This window comes from Pseudomonas sp. 1912-s (assembly GCF_029269205.1).
Lineage (GTDB): Bacteria > Pseudomonadota > Gammaproteobacteria > Pseudomonadales > Pseudomonadaceae > Aquipseudomonas.
This window is the reverse complement of record NZ_JARIXR010000059.1, coordinates 1-20,511: the sequence shown is the minus strand read 5'-3', so window position 1 is coordinate 20,511 and position 20,511 is coordinate 1. Positions and strand designations below refer to the sequence as shown.

Below are 20,511 nucleotides of genomic sequence, written 5' to 3'. Positions count from 1 at the left end.
GTATGGATTTACGCGTTTCTAAGTCAGGACAGAAAGATAATCGTCGCAGCTTGAGCAAGCGTGGCGACTCAGAAGCGCGTCGTCTTTTGCACAACGCAGCAATGGCGGCCAGCCGAACGGCTGCATGGAAGGAGTTTTATCAAGCACAACGGGCGCGGGGTTATAGCACCACTCAGGTACTGGTAATGCTGGCCCGTAAGCTTGCTCGAGTGGTATTTGCATTGCTGAAAGGACAAAGCGAATACCAACCAAAGGTTGGTTGAGGGTTGCCCCTCAACCATAGAATCTCCCACACTGGTTCCGTGTGGTTGCCTAAATACTGGCTATCAACGGCGCCCCAAAAGACTCCCGCAGAAACCCCGGTGCGATATACCGCTCGTAATGCGCCTCGGACAACAGGAAAAACTCCCGATCAATCGCATCCCGCAAATCCGCCAGATTGCGCTCGCGAAACTCCGGCAGCAGCGCCAAGCCATACGCATCCAGCTTGGAAATCACCCGCGCGCCCCGGGCGATCAACTGATAGGCCCAGCAATACGGCGACTGGTGGGGCACAAACCGGATCTTGCGGTCTTCCAGTTGCTGGCGCAGGCGTTGCGGGTCCAGCACCTGCAGCTTGCTGGTCATCACCTGCACCAGCAGTTGTTCCAGGCGCAGCCACACCGCCTGTTTCTCCTCGGCGTTGTAGCCGTTCCACTGAATCACCTCATGGTGATAGCGCTTGCAGCCCCGGCACACAAGGTCTCCGTAAACGGTGGAGCACAGGCCGACGCAGGGTGTCTTGATGGTTTGATTGGGCATAAAAAAACATCGACAGGTGAAACAACACGGCCCCCGAAGGGGCCGCTTTAAATCAATCCCAGCTCAGCGCGCCGCCGGTCTGGTACTCGATCACACGTGTCTCAAAGAAATTCTTCTCTTTCTTCAAGTCCATGATCTCGCTCATCCACGGGAACGGATTCGTCGTCCCTGGATACTCTTCCTTCAACCCAATCTGCGACAGACGACGGTTCGCGATGAACTTGAGGTAGTCCTCCATCATCGCCGCGTTCATGCCGAGTACACCGCGTGGCATGGTGTCACGCGCGTATTCAATCTCCAGCTGAGTCCCTTGCAGGATCATCTGGGTCGCTTCTTCCTTCATCTCGGCATCCCACAGGTGTGGGTTTTCGATTTTGATCTGGTTGATCACATCGATACCGAAGTTCAGGTGCATCGACTCATCGCGCAGGATGTACTGGAACTGCTCGGCCACGCCGGTCATTTTGTTGCGACGGCCCATGGACAAAATCTGGGTGAAGCCGCAGTAGAAGAAGATGCCTTCCAGGACGCAGTAGTACGCCACCAGGTTACGCAGCAGCTCTTTGTCGGTCTCGACGGTACCGGTTTCGAACTTCGGATCGGAGATCGAGCGGGTGTACTTCAAGCCCCAGGCGGCCTTTTTGGCGACCGATGGAATCTCGTGGTACATGTTGAAGATCTCGCCTTCATCCATGGCCAACGATTCGATGCAGTACTGGTAGGCGTGGGTGTGGATCGCTTCTTCGAAGGCCTGGCGCAGGATGTACTGGCGGCACTCCGGGTTGGTGATCAGGCGGTACACGGCCAGGACCAGGTTGTTGGCGACCAACGAATCCGCAGTGGAGAAGAAGCCGAGGTTGCGCATGACGATGCGACGCTCGTCGTCGGTCAGGCCTTCGGGGTTTTTCCACAGGGCGATGTCGGCGGTCATGTTGACCTCTTGCGGCATCCAGTGGTTGGCGCAGCCGTCGAGGTATTTCTGCCAGGCCCAGTCGTACTTGAAAGGCACGAGTTGGTTGAGGTCGGCGCGGCAGTTGATCATGCGCTTTTCGTCAACGGCGACGCGGGCGGCAGAGCCTTCGAGCTCGGCGAGGCCTTCGGCGACGTCGAGTTTGTCGAGGGCGGCCTTGGCGCGGATGATCGCGGCGGAGTCGCTGGCGGTCACGTTGCGGGCTTCAAGGGCGGCGGCAGCGCCGGCGCCGTCGAGGCGGTCCATGTTGGCTTCGGTGGCGTGGCCGGCGTTGGCGCCTCGTATGACTACGTCACCGGTGTCTGGTTGATCTGCTTCATCCCAACTCAGCATTGAATTGCTCCTTCCTGGTCCGTTTGACGGCGTGACCGCGTTCAAAAATGTGCGTTTTGCAGGCTTCAAGGCATTGAAATACTGCGCATAGTGTGGTCGAGATACTGCGTTCCTGCACACTATGTAGTGGTTGTCTGTGTTTGTGGGCACACTATATGGTGTGTGTTAACGATGGTCAACGCGTAGGACGGGTCTGATGGTCGCAGGGCCATGACCAAAACTCACACCCCCATGACTTTTAATGGTTACGGCCGCCGCCTGCGCCAGTGCTAAAAATTCGCCAACCAGCTCCCCATAACAAAAAAGAGCGTTTGCGAAATGAAAGCACTTGATCTGTACATCGGCGAAGGCTTCGAAGGCCCAGGCGTCAATGCTGCCCACATCAACATCCTCATCGGCCCGCGCAACGGCCCGGCCGGCCAGGCGTTCGCCACCAGCCTGGCGTCCCCAAGCCAGGGCCATTGCCCGTTCATGGTGATTGCCCAGCCGAACATCCCGGTCAAACCCATGACCCTCTACGTCAACAAGGCCGCCATTGGCAGCGACCTGCACGGCAATGCCACCTGGGGTGCGTCCCAGGCCGGGATCGCCAAGGCGGTGCTCGAAGCCTTGCTCGACGGCACCCTGCCGCCGGAAGCCGAAGACGAGTGGGCCATCGTCACCGCGAACTGGGTCAACCCGGCCTGCGATGACCTGGATGCGGTCTACCTCAACAACTACAACGCCTGCCGCACGGCGATCCGCGCCGCCCTGACCGGCCTGCCGCACACCGCGCAACTGGCGGACGTGGTCAACCACATCAGCAACCCTTTCTACACGCCAAAAGCCTGAGGACATCCCCATGCAATACATTCGTTTGGGCAACTCCGGCCTGCAAGTCTCCCGCCTGTGCCTGGGCACCATGAACATGGGCACCCCGGACTGGAAACCGTGGATCTTCGATGAGAAACAAAGCGAGCCCATCGTCGCCCACGCCCTGGCCAACGGCGTCAACTTCATTGACCTGGCCGACTTCTACTCTGCCGGTGTCGGCGAGGAAGTGGTGGGGCGCATCCTCAAGCGCGTTGCGCGCCGTGAAGACATCGTGGTCACCACCAAGGTCGGCTATGGCACCCGCAGCGGCATCAACGCCAGCGGCCATTCACGCAAACACATCATGGACAGCATCGATGCGTCCCTGAGCCGCCTGGGCATGGATTACGTCGACGTGTTCATGCTGCATTACTTCGACGTGAACACCCCGGTGGAAGAAACCATGGGCGCCCTCAACGACATCGTGCGTTCCGGCAAGGCCCGCTACATCGGAGTGTCCACCATGCTCACCGGGCAACTGGCAAAAATCCTCATGGCCTGCGAGCGCAATGGCTGGGTCAAGCCGATCAACATGCAGCTGCAACTGAACTGCGCCTACCGCGAAGAAGAGCGCGAGATGATCCCGTTCTGCCGCGACCAGGGCCTGGGCGTCTCGGTGTTCAGCCCGCTGGCCCGTGGCCTGCTCACCGGTGAAGTGCAGTCGACCCGCAACCAGACCGACTTCTTCACCCAACAGATGTACAGCGACCAGGCGTCCTTCGACATCGCCCACTCAGTGCAACGTGTGGCCCGTGCCCGTGGCGTGTCGAATGCGCAGGTCGCCCAGGCGTGGGTTGCCAATCACCCCGGTGTGGACGTGATGCTGGTGGGCGCCGACACCACCGAACAGTTTGACAGCGCGCTCGCCGCCCTCGACACCCAACTCGACGCCGAAGAACTGCATGAGCTGGAACGCAACTACACACCGTGCGACGTGATCAACGACTACACCGCCGGCAAACGCATCCTGCGCAGCGCCCGTCCGGGCCTGGACCGCTTTAACCTGATAGAGGCCGTGGCATGAACCCGCTGATTCGCACAGGCAATTTCATCGATGGCCAATGGTCCAGCGGTGGGCCGGTTTACCCGGTGCTCAACCCGGCCAATGGCGCACAGATCGCCGAAGTACAACGCGCCGGTGCTGAAGAAACCAACCTGGCCATTGCCGCCGCCAACCGTGCGTTGCCGGCCTGGCGCAAACTCACCGCCAAGGAACGCAGCCAGCGCCTCAAGCGCTGGAGCGACTTGATGCTGAGCAACCAGAAGGACCTGGCGCACCTGCTCAGCCTGGAGCAGGGCAAGCCGCTGGCCGAAGCCATGGGCGAAGTGGTCTACGCGGCGAGCTTCCTGGAGTGGTTCGCCGAAGAAGCCAAGCGTGCCTATGGCGACGTGATCCCGAGCCACAAGGCCGATGCGCGGATCATCGTGACCAAGGAAGCCATCGGCGTGGTCGCGGCGATCACCCCGTGGAACTTCCCGATGGCCATGGTCACCCGCAAGGTTGGCCCGGCGCTGGCGGCGGGGTGCACGATGATCCTCAAACCGTCGGAAGAAACCCCGTTGTCGGCCTTCGCCCTGGCGGTGTTGGCGGAGCAGGCCGGAATTCCCGCCGGCGTGTTCAACATCGTGTCCGGCGATGCCGTGGCCATCGGCGGCGCGTTGCAAGCCTCCAGCGTGGTACGCAAGCTGTCGTTCACCGGCTCCACCCGCACCGGCAAACTGCTGATGCGCCAGGCTGCGGACACGTTGAAAAAGGTCTCCCTGGAACTGGGGGGCAACGCGCCCTTTATCGTGTTCGACGATGCCGACCTGGACGCCGCCGTCAAAGGCGCCATGGCGTCAAAATTCCGCAACACCGGCCAGACTTGCGTCTGCGTCAACCGCTTCTTTATCCAGGACGGTGTGTACGACGCGTTCACCCGCAAACTGGCGGAAGCGGTCTCTGCGATGCGCGTCGGCAGCGCCCTGGACGGCGAAACCGAACAAGGCCCGCTGATCAACGCTGCCGCGTTGGCCAAGGTTGAAGCCCACGTCGGCGACGCCCTGGAGAAAGGCGCCAAGCTGCTGTGCGGCGGCCGTCGACACGCCTTGGGCGGCACCTTCTTTGAACCGACCATCCTCACCGAAGCCCACGGCGAAATGCTGATCGCCCAGGAAGAAACCTTCGGCCCGGTGGCGGCCTGCTTCCGCTTCACCGATGAAGCCGAAGTGCTGCAGCGGGCCAATGACACGCCATTCGGCTTGTCCGCCTACTTCTATAGCCGCGACATCGGCCGCGTATGGCGCATGGCCGAAGGCCTGGAAGCGGGCATGGTAGGGATCAATGAAGGGATCATCTCCACCGAAGTCGCACCCTTTGGCGGGATCAAGGAATCGGGCCTGGGCCGAGAAGGTTCCAGGTACGGGCTGGAGGATTACCTGGAGATCAAATACCTGTTGATGGGCGGCCTCTAAATACGGTCAACCAAACAACACAAATCCCTGTGGGAGCTGGCTTGCCTGCGATAGCGGTCTGTCAGCCTCCCATGATCAACCTGACCCACCGCTATCGCAGGCAAGCCAGCTCCCACAAAAAAAGCCCACACCATCACCCTCGGCTTGCCCGCTGTTACTCCGTCAAAAACAAAAATATGGAGAACACCATGTCCACTCAATCCATCAAAATCGACGATCTGCCCATCGGTCGCTTCCACCTTAAAATCGCCGGCCTGACCTTCGGCGCGCACTTCACCGATGGCTATATCCTTGGCCTGATCGGCATCGCCTTCACCTTGCTCAGCCCCCAGATGCAACTGGACGCCTTCTGGCAAGGCCTGATCGGCGCCTCGGCCCTGATCGGGTTGTTTTTGGGCAGCCTGTTTTTCGGCTGGATCTCCGACACCCTCGGCCGGCAGAAAATCTTTCTGGTCAGCTTCGTCCTGATTACCGTCGCCTCGGTGATGCAGTTCTATGCCGAAACCGCCATGGGCCTGTTCCTCTGTCGGGTGCTGATCGGCATTGGCCTGGGCGGCGATTTCAGCGTCGGCCACGCCATGCTCGCCGAGTTCTCGCCGAAGAAACATCGTGGCGTGCTGCTCGGCTCGTTCAGCGTGGTGTGGACCGTTGGCTACGTGGCCGCCACCTTCGTCGGTACCGCCATGCTCAGCCTCGGTGATGACGCCTGGCGCTGGATGCTGGCGTCGTCGGCGATTCCCGCCGGGCTGATTCTGATCGCCCGCATCGGCACCCCCGAATCGCCGCGCTGGCTGGTCAATCAAGGCCGGATTGCCGAGGCCCGGGCCATCGTCAAAAAGCACCTCGGCGAACATGTGGTACTCGACGAAGAACCCTCGACGCAAACCCGCTCGGGCTACGGCGTGCTGTTCAGCCGCGAATACCGCAAGCGCACCGCGTTCAATTGCCTGTTCTTCGTGTGCATCGTGATGCCGTACTTCGCGATCTACACCTTCCTGCCGTCGATCCTGCAGAAAATGGGCCTGGCCGAAGGCTTTGGTACGGAACTGATGCTCAACCTGCTGCTGATCATCGGCGCCCTGATCGGCATCTGGTGCACCGTGAAATTCTCCCGGCGCGGGTTCCTGATCAACTCGTTCATCATCCTTGCGGCGGCGCTGTTCCTGCTGGCGGTGTTGCCGGGCAGCATGGCGTGGCTGATGGTGCTGACGTTTGGAGTATTCACCCTGGTACTGTCGGCGGTGAGTAACCTGGTGGGCGTCTTCCCGGCGGAGAGCTTTCCGACTGAAGTGCGGGCCAGCGGGATTGGCCTGGCCACGGCCGTCAGCCGCCTGGGTTCGGCGGTGAGCACCTTCCTGCTGCCGGTGAGCGTGGCCGGGATCGGCCTGAGCCCGACCATGGGCATCCTCGCCGCAATCCTGGTGTTGGGCGCGATCATCTCCTGGGCCTGGGCGCCGGAAACCAAGGCGTTGACGTTGAGCCAGGCGTGCAAGGCCGAAGCCCCGGTGTCAGGGATTACTCACCCGGTTCAACCACTGCGTAAACAGGCACACCTTGGATAAGCCCTGCTTGTCACTCGCCACATCCAGCCAATAGCCATACGGGCCGATCACCTCCACCGGGGTGATCGGCAGCAGGCTGCCATTCGCCAGTTCGCGCTCGATCATTTGCCGGTCGATCACCGCCAGCCCACCGCCTGCCAGGGCGGTGTGGATCACCTGGTCCAGGGTGCTGAATTCCAGGCCCTGGTCCGCATCGATATCCTCACGGCCCATGGCCGCCAGCCAGTTTTCCCAGACCTTCAAGCGCTTGCCGTCGTGCAGGATGTGCAGCAGCGGAAAGCGCCGCAGGTCAGGCGGCTGACCGTCGCTGAACAGTTCCGGGCTGGCGACGGCGATGTGGCGCTCCATCACCAACAACTCACTGCTGCAATGAGGCGCCGGTTCCAGGCCGAAGCGGATCTGGCAGTCGATTTCCGCAAGGCTCGCGTGGTTGTTCTGGTGGGTGACGCTGAGGTTGATGTCGGGGTAACGCTCGCAAAATCGGCGCAGGTGGGCGGACAGCCAGCGGGTGGCCCAGGTCGGCGGGGCGACGATGCGCAGGCGCTGGCGCAGGTTGGGCACGCGCACGGCTTGCAAGGCGCGTTCGATATGGTCGAAGGCGTCGCTCAGGTGCGGGGAAAGGGCGAAGCCGGCTTCGGTCAGGGACAGGCCTTGGGGCGTGCGGATGAAGAGGGCGACGCCGAGGTAGTCTTCCAGTTGTTTGATCTGGCGGCTGACGGCGCCCTGGGTGACGTTGAGGCCCACCGCCGCCTGGCTGAAGCTGCGGTGGCGGGCGACTTCTTCGAAGACCCGGAGCATGTTGAGGGCGGGCAGTTGGCGCATGAAAGGGATTCCACACCTGTTGTTTTTATAGTGTTGGTACTGACGCTATCGCAGGCAAGCCAGCTCCCAGATTTTGACCGCGGCGCCGATCAAATGTGGGAGCTGGCTTGCCTGCGATGAGGCCAGTTAAAGCGCTACAGAGCTTAAGTCAGAAGTAGTACCCAATGTTCATATACAACTGATTCTCCCACTGGTTACTCCCCCCAGCCCCCAGACTCTCGGTATAGCTGCTCCCACCAATATACGGATCGTTCTTGCCGATCAACCACTCTGTCGCTACCCACAATTTGCTGACGGAAAACGACGTCCCCAGGATCACCCGTTGCGAGGTCTTGAACTGATCCTCGGACTTGTCAAACGCACTGTAGTTGGCATACAGCTTCACGCCGCTGATCTGGTCAAACAGGTACTTGCCGCCCACGTCATAGCTCAGATCTGCCACATACAAATTGCCCCGGCTGGCCACGTTGAACGTGCCGTCGTAACCGCCCAGCGTCACCACGCTGTCGGTGCCCGGGTTACGCGGTGACATCTGCTGCCGTGCCGCCTGCAATTGCACGCCCCACGGGCCATTCTTGCCCAGGTAGTGGATGGCCACCGCGTTGCGCCGGCCATCGTTGTTGGTGTCCTTGTTTTCCAGGGTGGAGGTCAGGCCGGACAGCCCGACTTCCGACTTCCAGTTACCCAGGTCCATGGCCTTGGCCACCCGTACCACCACGGTGTTGCGTTCCTGGTTGTTGCTGCCGTCGCCCACGTAGCTGTCGGCTTCGGAGATCACGCTGGAATAGGTCACGCCCTTGCTCGTACCTTTGCCTTGCCACGCCGGGCGCAGGTAGTAACCGGCCTGGATGTTCCAGTCGCCGCTCTGCTGGATGTACTTGGCGCCGACCTGCTGCACATCTTCCAGGCCGATGACGTTGCCCAGGGTTTCGTAGAAGGTGCTGCCGAAGTACGGCTGCAAGCCAAACGGCACGGTGTTCAGGCCCACCTGCACCTGCTGGTCGGGGTTGAACTTGTAGCCGACCCAGGCGAACTTGGCGAACTGGATATCGCCGTAGTTCTTGGTGTACTGGTACGGGTACGAGCGCCCGTAGAACCGGTACTGCGCCTCGCCGATCCAGGTGTCGGAGTTGTACTTGGCGCTGAGGAACGCGGTGTCGAGGCCGAACTTCTGGATGCCGCGATCCGGGTCGTAGTCCCAACGGGCGCGCACGGCGCCACCGAGGTCCAGATTGTCGGTGACTTGAATGGCCATGGCCGGTGCCGCAAGGGCGCCGAGCACAGGGACCAGAGCGATGTATCGAAGGGTTGGTCGCATGGTTTTGCTCTCGTTATTGGTTATTTTTTGGCAACAGCAGCCCCTTGCCGCAACGAACGCTGCGACGCGGGGTAAAGGGTTGACTCACTGGGCCTGGGGGCGAATCAGCCGCAGCGGCGGGCCGGCGGCGGGCAGTTCCGAGGCGCCGGGAGCGGCCGCCAGCAAGGTCTGGGTGTAAGTGTTCCGGGGCCGTAGCAGTACCTGTTCGGCGGTGCCGTATTCCACGACTTCGCCCTGGCGCATCACCGCGATGTAGTCGCTGATCTGCGCCGCCACCCGCAGGTCGTGGGTGATAAACAGGATGCTCAGGTTCAGCCGCTGCTGCAGTTCGGCCAACAGTTCCAGCACCTGTTTTTGCACCGACACATCCAGGGCCGACACGCTCTCATCGGCGATCAACACTTCCGGGCGCATCGCCAGGGCGCGGGCGATGCCGATACGCTGGCGCTGGCCGCCGGAGAACTGCCGGGGCTTGCGCTTGAGGGCGTCGCGCTTGAGGCCGACCTGTTCCAGCAGGTCACCGGCTTCGGCCCACGCATCCTTGGCCGACAAGCCGCGCAGTTGGGCTGCACGGGCGATGATGTCGCCCACCCTGTGCCGGGGATTGAGGGAACCGTAGGGGTCCTGGAAAATCATCTGGATACGCCGCCGGTTCGCCGCCAGCGACGAGCCGCGCAGGGCCAGGAAATCGGTGTCGCCGACCCACACATGGCCGCTGTCGCTGTCCACCAGGCGGATCGCGGCTTTGACCAAGGTGCTTTTGCCCGAGCCCGACTCGCCCACAATCGCCAGGGTCTTGCCCCGTGGTAGTTGCAGCGAGACGTTGCGCAACGCGGCCACCGAGCTGCCGCCGACGGTGTAGGTCTTGGTCAGGTGCTCGATGCGCAGGGCCATCTCGCCGTCGGCACTCGGCGTGTGCAACTCCGGATGCAGCGCCGGCACGGCGGCGATCAGCTTGCGGGTGTAGGCGTGGGCCGGGGCATTCAGCACCTGGTCGCGCTCGCCGATTTCCACCAGCCGGCCGCCTTCCATCACCGCGATACGGTCGGCGATCTGCGCGACCACGCCGAAGTCATGGGTGATAAACAGAATGCCGTGCTGCCCGCGACCGCGCAGCTCACGCACTAGTTTCAGCACCTGAGCCTGAGTGGTTACGTCCAGGGCGGTGGTGGGTTCGTCGGCGATCAGCAAATCCGGGTTCATCGCCAGCGCCATGGCAATCACCACCCGCTGGCATTGGCCACCCGACAACTGGTGGGGAAAGCTGTTGGCGATGCGCGGCGGGTCCGGCAGCTGGGTCGATTCCAGCAACGCCAGCATGCGCTCGCGGCGTTCGGCTGCCGGCATCTGCGGTGCGTGAATGTCGAAGATCTCTTCCACTTGCTTGCCGATGCGGATCGCCGGGTTCAGCGCGGCCATGGGCTCCTGGAAAATCATCGCGATACGGTTGCCCCGCAGCTGGCGCAACCGTTCCTCATCGAGGGTGCAAATATCATCGCCGAGAAAGTCGATCACGCCTTCGGTATGCCGCAACCCCTTGGCGTAGTCGCCCATGATCGCCGCCGACAGCACCGATTTACCGGAGCCGGACTCACCGATCACGCAGAGGATTTCGCCCTTGCGCACCTCCAGGCTGATGCCTTGCACCGCATGGCTGCGGTCGGCGCCGGCGGGCAGTTCGATGGACAGGTTCTCTACCCGCAGCACTTGTGTGTGGTTCATGCTCAAGTCCTTGCGCCTTTCTGGGCGTGTTCATCCAGGCCGTCCGCCAACAGGCTCAGGCCCAGCATCAGGGTGGAGATGGCGATGCACGGAAAGATCACCAGGTGCGGGAAGGCGATAGCCATGGCGCGGCCATCGTTGATCATGCCGCCCCAGTCGGGTGTCGGTGGCGGCAGGCCGAGGCCGAGGAAGCCCAGGGCGCCGATCATGATCGCGGTGTAGCCGATGCGCAGGCAGAAATCGACGATCAGCGGCCCGCCGCAGTTGGGCAGGATTTCCACCAGCATGATCCGCAGCGAACCTTCGCCCTGGGTGATGGCGCTGAGCACGTAGTCCCGGGAACGAATGTCGATGGTCAGGGCGCGCATGATCCGGAAGATCGCCGGCGCGCTGGTGAAGGTCACCGCAATCAGGATATTCAGGGCCGAAGCACCGAGGGCGATGATGATCACGATGTACAACACCAGCACCGGGAAAGACAGCACCGTGTCCGCCACATACGACAGCAGGCTGTCGACCCAGCCGTTGAAGTAACCGGCGCACAGGCCCATGGCGATGCCGACGGCAAAGGCGGTGAGGGTGGCAAGGATCGACCAGAACAACACGGTGCGGGTGCCCCAGATCAGCCGCGAAAGAATGTCGCGGCCAATCATGTCGGTGCCCAGCAGAAAGCTCTGGCCGTTGTCGCCGGCGGTCATTGGGGTGAGCAAGGGCGTGAAGCTTTCCAGCGGGTCATGGGGCGCGATCCACGGGGCGAACAGCGCGATCAGCACCCAGCCGCCCACCAGCAGCAAACCCAGCAAGGCCAACGGATGTTTGAAGGAATGCAGCAGGTTCATTGGGCACCTCCGCCGAGACTGCGCAGGGTGATGCGCGGGTTGAGCCAGGTGTAGGCCAGGTCCGAGAAGATCTTGGTGATGCCCACCACCACCGCACTGACCATCGCGCAGGCTTCGATCAGGTACACATCATGGTTCAACGAGGCGGTGTACAGCAGCGAGCCGAAGCCCTTATAGGCGAAGAACACCTCCACCACGATCACGTTGGACAGCAACCACGGGATGTACAGCATGATCACTGTGACCGGCGCGATCAGTACATTGCGCAGGGCGTGACGCAGCACGATGCGTGAGGTCGACGCACCCTTGAGCCGCGCGGTGCGGATATAGGGCGCCTGCATCACTTCCACCATCGAGGCCCGGGTAATCCGCGCCAGATAGCCGATGCCGAACAGGCACAGCACCATCAGTGGCAGCACCAATTGCACGGCGCTGAAGCCGTCGCTCATGCTGCTCACGCCGGGCAGCCAGTTGAGCCAGAACACAAAGATCGCCGAGACGAAGACCGCGCTGGCAAAGTCGGGAATCGAGGTGGTGACGATCGACAGGAACGATACCAGGCGGTCCAGCGCCGAGCCCTGGCGAATCCCGGCAAGCACGCCCAGCGTCAACGCCACCGGCACCATCACCAGCAAGGCCAGGCCGGCCAGGGTCAGGGTTTGCGCGAGGTTCGGCAGCAGCAGCTTGATCACCGATTCGCGAAAGTACACCGAGGTGCCCCAGTCACCGCTGACAAAGTCCTTGAGCCACACCAGGTAGCGCCACACAAAGGGTTGGTTGTAGCCATGTTCCACCAGCCACGCCGCACGCTGGTCGGCGGCGGAGTAGGGGCCGAGGACGTTGATGGCGACGTCTTCGATATTCAGTTCCAGGGCCAGGAACACGATCAGTGACACCGACAGCAGGGTCGCCACCAGCGCCAATAACTTGCGCATAAGAAAATGAGCCATGGGTGCATGCTCCGACTGTTCAAGGGATGCCTGCCCGCGTACGGGCAGGGAGGAGGGCGCGGCTAACTCAAGCGCTCATCCACACACTGTCCATTGGGTAGAAGTCGGACGGGTGCACCTGGAAGCCCTGGACCTTTTTGCTCACGGCGGTGAACTTGTCGCCCCAGAACGGCTGCACGATCACGCACGCGTCCTGCAGGATGCGCTCGACGTTTTCCATCGCCAGCGCACGCTGTTTCGGGTCGATAATGCCCATGGCCTTGTCCAGCGCGGCATCGAACGCCGGGTCGCTGTAATGGCTTTCGTTCCAGGCACCACCGCCACGGTAGGCCAGCTCCAGGGACATCACTCCCAGCGGGCGATGGGCCCAGTAGGTGAGGCTGAAGGCGGCCTTGTCCCAGATCGGCCAGTACTGCGCGGCGGGGATCACTTTGAGGTTGATGCGGATCCCGGCTTCCAGGCAGTTCTGTTGCAGGATCTGCGCGCAGTCCTGCTCATACCGGCCCTGGGTATTGCCGACGATCAGGTCGATGTCGATGCCGTTCGGGAAACCGGCCTCGGCCAGCAGCTTCTTCGCCGCGGCCACGTCGCGGTTGCGCTTGGGCAGCGGGAAATATTCGGGGTGGGAGGGCGCCACATGGTGGTCTTCGCCAAGGGTGCCCATGCCGCGATAGGCGATCTTCAGCATCTGCGCGTTGTCGGCGCACAGCACCACGGCCTTGCGGATGCGCACGTCGGTGAACGGCTTCTGGTCGCAGGCCATGCGCATCACCACGGTTTGCGCGGATTTGCAGGTGAGCAACTGCGCGCCGGGCAAACGCTTGGCCAGGTCCAGTTCGGCCACAGTCACGCGGTACAGCACGTCCACTTGCCCGGCTTGCAGGGCGGCGAGGTGGGTGGACACATCGGTGCCCATGTCCACGTAGCGCAGCTCGTCGAGATTCGCCGGTTTGCCCCAGTAGTCGGCGCGCTTGGCGAAGGTTGCCTGCTTGTTGACGGCAAACGACACCAGCTTGAACGGCCCGGTGCCCAGCGGGTTTTTCGCCCAGTCGTCACCGGCCTTGAAGCTGCGGTGCACGATGGCGCAGGTGAAGGCGTTGAGCATTTCCGGGATCGCCAGGATCGGGCGCTTGAGCACCAGGCGGAACTGGAACTCACTGACTTTCTCGAAGGCCTTGATGTCCTGGAACGCGGTGCGGTTCACCGACTTGGAGTCGGCCGCAATCCAGCGTTCGATGTTGTGCTGCACGTCGTCGACGTTGAAGGTGTCGCCGTTGCTCCACTTCACGTTCTGGCGCAGGTTGAAGGTCCAGGTGGCGAGGTCTTCCGACGGGCTCCAGCTCTCGGCGAGGTACGGGTGGGTGATGTTGTCGGCGTCGACCCAGGTCAGGTATTCCACCGAGTTGCGCAGCAGGTTCGAGGCTTCGATCCAAGTGATCAGCATCGGGTCCTGGATTTCCTGGATGGCGCAGGCAAACCGCAGGCTGCCGCCCTGGCGCGGCTCGGCGGCCTGGGCGTTGTTACCCAGCAGTGCGGAGCCGAGGAAAGTGCTGGCGCTGGCGACGGTAATGCCCAGCAGCGCGGCCGTGCGCAAGAATTGGCGGCGATTGATTTCGCCGCTTTGGACTTGGGCACACAGATCATTTACGGCTGGATGCGGCGCGGCGCCGTCCAGGGTAGTCAACTCTTTCATAAGCCTCTCCGGTACTTGCGAATATGCGTTTTTGTTGAACCGCAAGGGTCAGTGGCAAGCGCCGCGAAGGCGCAGCCGGGACCTCTGTGAAGCCGGCAGAAGAACAAGGCGCAACGAAGTCGGGAGGGTGGCAATGGGATAGGACATAGGGCAGCTCTCATGTTGTTTTTATTAGAGATGCCCGCAGTTTTGTCATTTGCGCAAAGATCGACAAACGACAAATTCTGCGTTGGAACGTTCTATAAATGCATGTTACATGTCCTTCCCATGGCGACCTCTGGTGCGGGACGCGTCTAGCGCGACAACAAGCGCGGGTCGAACGGGTAATCGGAGAGCAGCTCGATGCCGTGTTCGTGGATGTAGATCTGTTCTTCCAGCTTCACCCCTTCGCCGCCGTCGTCGTGGCCGATGTAGCTTTCCACGCAGATGGTCATGCCGGCTTCGAACACGCCGTCGTAGCCCAGGGCATCAATGTCTTCGCGGTGCACCACGTAGGGGTATTCACCGGTCATGCCAACCCCGTGCACCAGGGCGAAGTAACGGTTGTTTTTGTAATGCTCGGGAATCTTCCAGGCCAGTTCCGCGTACTCCTTGAAACTGCGCCCGGCCTTGAGCATTTCCATGTTGGTTTGCACCTGCTCGTAGGCCAGCTTGTACAGCTCCTGCTGCTTGGCGGTGGCGGCCTGTTCGCCGCAGAGAAAGGTCCGCGAGAAGTCCGCGTAGTAGCCGAAACGCCCGACCACGTCGGTGTCCAGCGCCACCAGGTCGCCGGCTTCGATGGGTCGGGTGCTGCATTCCTGGAACCACGGGTTGGTGCGTGGGCCGGAGGACAACAGGCGGGTCTCGACGTAGTCCCCGTCGGTGGCGATCACATGCTGGTGCAGGTGGGACCACAGCTCGTTCTCGCTGATGCCGGGGGTGAGTTTGCTTTCCATCAGGCGCACGCCGGCTTCGGTGGCGCGCAGGCTGGCGCGGATCATCTTGAGTTCGTTCGGCACCTTGATGCAGCGCGCGCGTTCCAGGGGTTCCTGGGCATCGAAAATCTGATAGCCGAGCTTTTGCAATTCGAAGGCTGCGGCCGAGGTCGCGCTTTCAATGGCGATGCGTTTGCCGCCGCCGCATTGGCGCACCAGCTCATCGATTTCGGCGGCCCATTCGGCGGTGACGTTGCCCAGGAAACTTTCGCAGAAGTAATACGAGATGGCCTTGGCCGGGCGCACTTCGTCGACGGTGTTGAGGGTTTCGGCCAGGTGCAGGCAGCCGCCGAACTCAAACACCACCACCGGGCCTTCTGCCGGGATAAACGCATAGCGGGCGGGGTTGCGCGCCGAGTACACCTGCATGTTGCGCGAGCCGGTGGCGTAGCGCATGTGGGTGGGGTCGAACAGCACGCAGGCGGCGTAGTCGCGTTTTTTCAGTTCGTTGCGTACCCGTTGCAGGCGGTCCAGTTGGATCTGCTGGATCTCGTCATAGGTAGGTTCGCAATCGGCGGGGTTGCGGTTGGGGCCGGACAGACTCATGGGGTGTTCCTCGCAGGGCAAATACGGTTTTTTAGTTTTTTGAGGGGGTGAATCAGTCGAGCAACTGGTCGCTGCGGACCAGGTTGCGTTCGGCTTGCAGATGGGCTTCGGACAGGCGTCCGTAAAGCTGCTTGGTGCGCTGGGCACGGCCGATGATTCCGGGCTTTTCGGAGTAGGCGAAAATCGCCGTGTTGCGCTCGGTGGCGCCTTCGACGCGGGTCACGCGGTGCACCGAGAAACGCCCTTTGAAAATCTGCAGGTCGCCGGGGTTGAGTTCCAGTTCCTGCACCCGCGAACGGTCTTCGCCACGTACTACTTTGCCCACGGCGCCGAGGTTTTCCTGGGTGCGCGAGCGAATCATCGGCGCGTACTCGAACAGGCCGCCGGCCTCGGGCTTCTGGGTCATCATGCTGACGATGAATTCGTTGGTATCGAAGTGCCAGGGCTGCTCGGTACCGTCGGGCATCACGTTGATCACCAGCCCGGCGAACGGGTCGGCGTACTCGAAGATTTCCGGTTCGTTGAGGCACGCACCGATAAAGCGTTTCATCATCGGCGACACGTACAGCCGGTGAATGATGGCGTCCGGGGCAATCATGTCGCGGGTCACAAAGCCGCTGGTGCGCTCCATGAACGTGCGGCGCGGATCATCCTGGGGCAGGGAGGTGTCGTCTTCGGTGAAGTAGGCGTTGACCTTGCGCACTGAATAAAACGTCTTGCCCGACAGCGCCAAACCTTCCAGACGGGCCTGTTCCAGTGCCTCGGGGCGCAGGAAGTTCTTCAGCAGGCAGCAACCGTCTTCGGTCAGTTCGGCCCGCGCGTGATCGATCAGGGCCTGTAATTGAACATGGCCCGAATCATGTATGGGGTACAGCTCGGTATTAATAATGTCGCTGATATCGCCCACTTCAGCGTCAGCAAGTTGAAGGCTCATGCAAGACTCCCGGAACTATCAGTTGGTGTTTTCTGGCTGAACCGATAGTTGCTGAACGAGGTGCAAAGTGGAAATTACAAGTTGTGATCGAATCCATCGGGGAGGGCGATAGTTATGTCGGGCGAACTGGATGGCACGCTGCTTAAAGTGTTTGTGGCAATTATTGAATGCCAGGGTTTCTCGGCCGCCGCCGAGCGCCTGCACAAAACCCAATCCACGGTCAGCCAGAGCCTGCAACGCCTGGAAGACATCGTCGGCACGCCGCTGATCCGCCGCACCAGCCGCTCGGTGGGCCTGACCCCCAGTGGCGAAACCTTTTTGATCTACGCCCGGCAGATCCTCAAGCTGCACAGCGAGGCCGTCAGCGCCGCGCAATTGCCCAACGAGCAGGTCTGCATCCACCTTGGCATGCCCGAGGACTACGCCGAATATTGCCTGGGCGGGATGCTCAAGGACTTCCAGGCGCAATTCGCCCAGGTACGCCCGGACGTGTGCTGCGAGATGTCCACGGCCTTGGTGGGGCGTTTGCAACGGGGTGAACTGGACCTGGTGCTGGGGGTGGAACACGCCGGTTTGCAGGCCGGGGAATACCTGTGCGACGAGCCGCTGGTGTGGGTGGCGGCGCCCAGCTGGAGCTGTGTGGGGCGTCAGTCGGTGCCGTTGGCGGTGTACGCCGAGGGCTGTGCGTTTCGTGCGAATGCGGTGCAGGCGCTGGCCCAGTCCGGGCGCTCGTGGCAGGTGGTGTACACCAGCCAGAGCCCGCGGGGCATTGCGATCGCGATTGAGCAGGGGTTGTCGGTGGGCGTAATGGCGCGGCGCCTGGTGCCGCCGGACTGGCAGATTCTGGACGAGCGCCAGGGATTCCCGCCGATCGCCCCGGCGCGCCTGATGTTCTGGCGCTCAGCCGGTTGCCAGGTGCCGGAGGTGGATGCACTGGTGGAGATACTGCGCCGGCAGTTGGGGCACTCAGGGCACCTGGGCAGCCAGCGCCTCGGCGGTGTGTCGATGGGCCATGCGCTTCAGCAATAACAGGCTGGCCAGCACCCAGGCCACGATCCAGCCGTGGACCACGGCAAACTCGCCGGTCACTTGCAGCAGCCATCCGCACAGCGCATTGCCGGTGGCACTGGCCAGGCCGTAGCTGACCATGCTCAGGCTCACCACCTGCAGGCTCTGCACCGGGGTGAGTCGGGCGCCGACGTAGGCCGCCATCAAGCCCCAGCACGGGAAATAAAACAGCGCGAACAGCCCGGCCGCCAGCCAGCTCAGCACCAGGCTGGGATGCCCCAGCAAACCGAGCATGCTGAGGCCAAACACGCCGATACTCAGGGCCATCACCCGCAACGCGCCCCAGCGGTCTGCCAGTGTGCCCAGCAGCAAGCCGCCGACGACACCGCCAATGCCGATCAGCGTCCACATCGAACCGGTGACGGAGGCGCTGGCCTGTAGCTGCTCGCTGACGAACGCCGAGAGGAAATTCAGAAAGGGCCCGCTGATCGCCCCGATAAACGCGCTGAGCAACACGATCTGCGTCGCCACGGGTTGCGCCACGCACAGCTTCAGCCATTGGCGCAGCACCTGACTCAGCTTGGGTGCCTTGGTATCGTGCGGTGCTGGCTCCTTGAGCGGGGCCAGTGCCCACAGGGTCAGCAGCGTCACCAGCAACGTCAATCCGGCGCAGATCAACCAGAACTGCCGCAGGGACAACCCTTGCAACAGTGCGATCAACAGCCCGTTCAAGCACAGCGCAAACGCCGACCCTGACGACGCCAGCCCCAGTACACGGCTGCGATGCGTGGCCGGGATAACGTCCTGGGCCAGGGCCGAAATCGCGTTCCAGTTCGACACTGCACAGGCCGACACCAGCGCCAGGCACAGGGCGAAGGGCAGCACCCACGGCGTGGCAACGGCCAGGGCCAGCAGGGCGGGACTGAGGACGATGGTCAGGCGCACCATATTGCGCGGGCTGATCCACGCCGCCGCCAGGCCGCTGGCAATCGAGGCGCCCATGTAGAACAGCTGCAACAACGCGGCAATCAGCGCGGCCTGGCTGTAACTCAGGTCAAACCCCAGGCGGATCTGCGGCAACAACGCCGAGTACAGGAACACACTGAAACCGTGGGTAGTGGCGTTGCACGCGGTAAACACCAGTGCCAGCAAGCCAATACTTCGCCGGGATGAAACGGGTGCGTTCGACATGGCGATGGCTCGATAAGTTAATCGCGAAAGAGAAGGGCGAAGTAATAAGAAGTGCATCGGCAGACTAGCGTTTATAGCGCGGCGGCGACCAATGCTTAATTGTCTTAGTGTGCATGCGTTATACGCAGGCTATTTATGCGTGAGCGACGGTCTGCGTCGATAAACGACACTTTCAGTGCGTGGAGCGATTAATCGTCTGTCGGCGCGGGGCGCTACCGCTGACCCAATACAAAAAGGTATGTTGTGCAGGTTATTTCCCCTGTGCTCCCGAGTGTCGTCCATGAAACGCAAAATGCCCGGTCTCAACGCCCTTAAAGCTTTCGAAGTCGCCGGCAGTACCGGCAGTTTTACCCGGGCTGCCGAGCTGTTGAACGTGACGCAGAGTGCGGTCAGCCGCCAGGTGCGCCAGCTGGAAGAACAGTTGGGCGAGGCCCTGCTGGAGCGTCGGCATCATCACCTGGAATTGACCAGCGCCGGGCGGGTATTGCTGCGGGCGTTGCATCAGTCGTTCGACAAGATCGAGCTGACGGTGCGCAGTATTCAGCAGAAGTCCCATGCCAATCGGCTGCATATCAATGCGCCGCCGACGTTTACCAATCGCTGGTTGATGCCGCGTTTGGGGCGGTTGCGTGAGCAGCATCCGGAGTTGGAGTTGAGCATCACCACGCGGTTGCAGGACAGCCTGGCGGAGACCAGCACGCTGGATTGTGCGATTCGGTTTGGGGATGGGGAGTGGGATGGGTTGGACAGTTCGTTGTTGATTCAGGAGCGGCATATCGCGGTGTGTGCACCGTCGTTGTATGCCCGGGAGTGGAGTGACGGGATTGACCTGAATCGCATGACGTTGCTGCATGTGTTGGCGCGGGAGGATCAGCGGTATTTGACGTGGAAGCATTGGCTGGATGCAGCGCGGATCAGTGGGGTTGATATCGAGGGTGGGTATGAGTTTGACCTGCTGGATCTGGCGATTCGGGCGGCGATCGATGGGTTGGGGATTACCATTGCGGATTGGCATATGGTGGCTTCGGAGTTGGCCAGTGGGCAGTTGACGCAGGTGTTGAATGTGCATGTGGAGGGGCACCAGTCGTATTGGTTGGTGACCCGGCCGGAGCAGACTGACTCGCCGCAGTTGCAGGTGTTTGGGCAGTGGTTGCAGGAGGAGATCTGGTTGGCTCAGCGGCAGTTGGAGCCTTCTTTGGCGGCTGTTTGATTGTGTACATATCCGTTATTTAGGTAACGGCCGCCTATGGTTCCGCTCTTACAGCGGGTCACTTTGGAAAAGCCTGTACGGACCGGACACATGGTTGACGGGTGTGCGGGGACATGGTGGACACTTTTCGGCGAGCTAACTTCGCCGGAAAACCATCATGCCCTGGAATACGAGAGACGCCATGAGCCTGAAAAAAGAGTTCGTTGCCTTTGCCCGGCAGCCCGGCAGCAATAAACGAGAACTGTGTCGACGGTTCGGTATCAGCCCCCAAACCGCATACAAGTGGCTCGAGCGCTACGAAGAACAAGGCCAGCAAGGTCTGCTGGAGGGAG

The 20,511-nt window shown here is 61.7% G+C and carries 19 protein-coding genes; 8 read left to right on the top strand and 11 right to left on the bottom strand.

All coding sequences use genetic code 11. The annotated features are described in order from the left end of the window. Positions 1-263, top strand: a 263-nt coding sequence (locus tag P3C29_RS32095; protein ID WP_275966412.1) for a transposase, incomplete at its 5' end; no start/stop codon positions are given. Positions 264-312: 49 nt separating this feature from the next. Here the strand turns inward: P3C29_RS32095 and P3C29_RS32090 are convergent. Both P3C29_RS32090 and P3C29_RS32085 read right to left on the bottom strand, forming a co-directional pair. Next, positions 313-801: a DUF1289 domain-containing protein gene (locus tag P3C29_RS32090; protein WP_003208512.1), complete on the bottom strand. Its 489-nt coding sequence runs from the start codon at positions 799-801 to the stop codon at positions 313-315. 52 nt (positions 802-853) lie between these two features. Further along, the gene (locus P3C29_RS32085; RefSeq protein WP_008432895.1) at positions 854-2,104 is read right to left on the bottom strand and encodes a ribonucleotide-diphosphate reductase subunit beta; all 1,251 of its coding nucleotides are present in this window, start codon (positions 2,102-2,104) and stop codon (positions 854-856) included. 318 nt (positions 2,105-2,422) lie between these two features. Between P3C29_RS32085 and fae the strand changes: the two genes are divergently transcribed. The 4 genes from fae (at position 2,423) to P3C29_RS32065 (ending at position 6,972) form a co-directional block, all read left to right on the top strand. Next, the gene (gene fae / locus P3C29_RS32080; RefSeq protein ID WP_017477398.1) at positions 2,423-2,935 is read left to right on the top strand and encodes a formaldehyde-activating enzyme; all 513 of its coding nucleotides are present in this window, start codon (positions 2,423-2,425) and stop codon (positions 2,933-2,935) included. A gap of 10 nt (positions 2,936-2,945) precedes the next feature. After that, positions 2,946-3,980 carry an aldo/keto reductase gene (locus P3C29_RS32075; RefSeq protein ID WP_275966411.1) on the top strand — a complete coding sequence of 345 codons (1,035 nt, stop codon included), beginning with the start codon at positions 2,946-2,948 and terminating at the stop codon, positions 3,978-3,980. Further along, positions 3,977-5,410: an NAD-dependent succinate-semialdehyde dehydrogenase gene (locus P3C29_RS32070; protein ID WP_275966410.1), complete on the top strand. Its 1,434-nt coding sequence runs from the start codon at positions 3,977-3,979 to the stop codon at positions 5,408-5,410. The genes P3C29_RS32075 and P3C29_RS32070 overlap by 4 nt, the downstream gene beginning before the upstream one ends. Before the next feature lie 188 nt (positions 5,411-5,598). Continuing rightward, positions 5,599-6,972 carry an MFS transporter gene (locus P3C29_RS32065; RefSeq protein ID WP_169388178.1) on the top strand — a complete coding sequence of 458 codons (1,374 nt, stop codon included), beginning with the start codon at positions 5,599-5,601 and terminating at the stop codon, positions 6,970-6,972. Here the strand turns inward: P3C29_RS32065 and P3C29_RS32060 are convergent. The 8 genes from P3C29_RS32060 to P3C29_RS32025 all read right to left on the bottom strand — a co-directional run bounded on the left by P3C29_RS32060 (position 6,919) and on the right by P3C29_RS32025 (position 16,770). Then, positions 6,919-7,794 carry a LysR substrate-binding domain-containing protein gene (locus tag P3C29_RS32060; RefSeq protein ID WP_169388179.1) on the bottom strand — a complete coding sequence of 292 codons (876 nt, stop codon included), beginning with the start codon at positions 7,792-7,794 and terminating at the stop codon, positions 6,919-6,921. The two genes, P3C29_RS32065 and P3C29_RS32060, sit on opposite strands and share 54 nt — an antisense overlap. A 148-nt stretch (positions 7,795-7,942) precedes the next feature. Next, positions 7,943-9,112, bottom strand: coding sequence for a hypothetical protein (locus tag P3C29_RS32055; RefSeq protein WP_029615849.1), 1,170 nt, complete (start codon positions 9,110-9,112; stop codon positions 7,943-7,945). Positions 9,113-9,196: 84 nt separating this feature from the next. Beyond that, positions 9,197-10,834, bottom strand: a complete 1,638-nt coding sequence (locus tag P3C29_RS32050; protein WP_275966409.1) for an ABC transporter ATP-binding protein — start codon at positions 10,832-10,834, stop codon at positions 9,197-9,199. Positions 10,835-10,836: 2 nt separating this feature from the next. Further along, positions 10,837-11,673 carry an ABC transporter permease gene (locus tag P3C29_RS32045; protein WP_201123644.1) on the bottom strand — a complete coding sequence of 279 codons (837 nt, stop codon included), beginning with the start codon at positions 11,671-11,673 and terminating at the stop codon, positions 10,837-10,839. After that, positions 11,670-12,623 carry an ABC transporter permease gene (locus tag P3C29_RS32040; RefSeq protein ID WP_177047818.1) on the bottom strand — a complete coding sequence of 318 codons (954 nt, stop codon included), beginning with the start codon at positions 12,621-12,623 and terminating at the stop codon, positions 11,670-11,672. Before P3C29_RS32040 ends, P3C29_RS32045 begins: the two co-directional genes overlap by 4 nt. Before the next feature lie 67 nt (positions 12,624-12,690). Then, positions 12,691-14,316, bottom strand: coding sequence for an ABC transporter substrate-binding protein (locus tag P3C29_RS32035; protein WP_275966408.1), 1,626 nt, complete (start codon positions 14,314-14,316; stop codon positions 12,691-12,693). A gap of 293 nt (positions 14,317-14,609) precedes the next feature. Beyond that, a complete protein-coding gene (locus P3C29_RS32030) occupies positions 14,610-15,836 on the bottom strand; it encodes a Xaa-Pro peptidase family protein (protein WP_201123647.1) in 1,227 nt (408 codons plus the stop codon). A 52-nt stretch (positions 15,837-15,888) separates the two neighbouring features. Beyond that, complete coding sequence (locus P3C29_RS32025) at positions 15,889-16,770, bottom strand: hypothetical protein (RefSeq protein ID WP_275966407.1); 882 nt, start codon at positions 16,768-16,770, stop codon at positions 15,889-15,891. A gap of 114 nt (positions 16,771-16,884) precedes the next feature. Here P3C29_RS32025 and P3C29_RS32020 point away from each other — a divergent pair, with 114 nt between their 5' ends. Continuing rightward, entirely contained in the window at positions 16,885-17,799 is a 915-nt protein-coding gene (locus P3C29_RS32020; RefSeq protein WP_275966406.1) for a LysR family transcriptional regulator, read from the top strand. Here the strand turns inward: P3C29_RS32020 and P3C29_RS32015 are convergent. Continuing rightward, the gene (locus tag P3C29_RS32015) at positions 17,737-18,969 is read right to left on the bottom strand and encodes an MFS transporter (RefSeq protein ID WP_275966405.1); all 1,233 of its coding nucleotides are present in this window, start codon (positions 18,967-18,969) and stop codon (positions 17,737-17,739) included. The two genes, P3C29_RS32020 and P3C29_RS32015, sit on opposite strands and share 63 nt — an antisense overlap. Before the next feature lie 280 nt (positions 18,970-19,249). Here P3C29_RS32015 and P3C29_RS32010 point away from each other — a divergent pair, with 280 nt between their 5' ends. Both P3C29_RS32010 and P3C29_RS32005 read left to right on the top strand, forming a co-directional pair. Beyond that, positions 19,250-20,179 (top strand): LysR substrate-binding domain-containing protein, encoded by a 930-nt coding sequence (locus tag P3C29_RS32010; RefSeq protein ID WP_169388187.1) that lies wholly within the window; start codon positions 19,250-19,252, stop codon positions 20,177-20,179. Between the two features lie 157 nt (positions 20,180-20,336). After that, on the top strand, positions 20,337-20,511 hold a 175-nt coding region (locus P3C29_RS32005), incomplete at its 3' end, for a helix-turn-helix domain-containing protein (protein WP_275966413.1).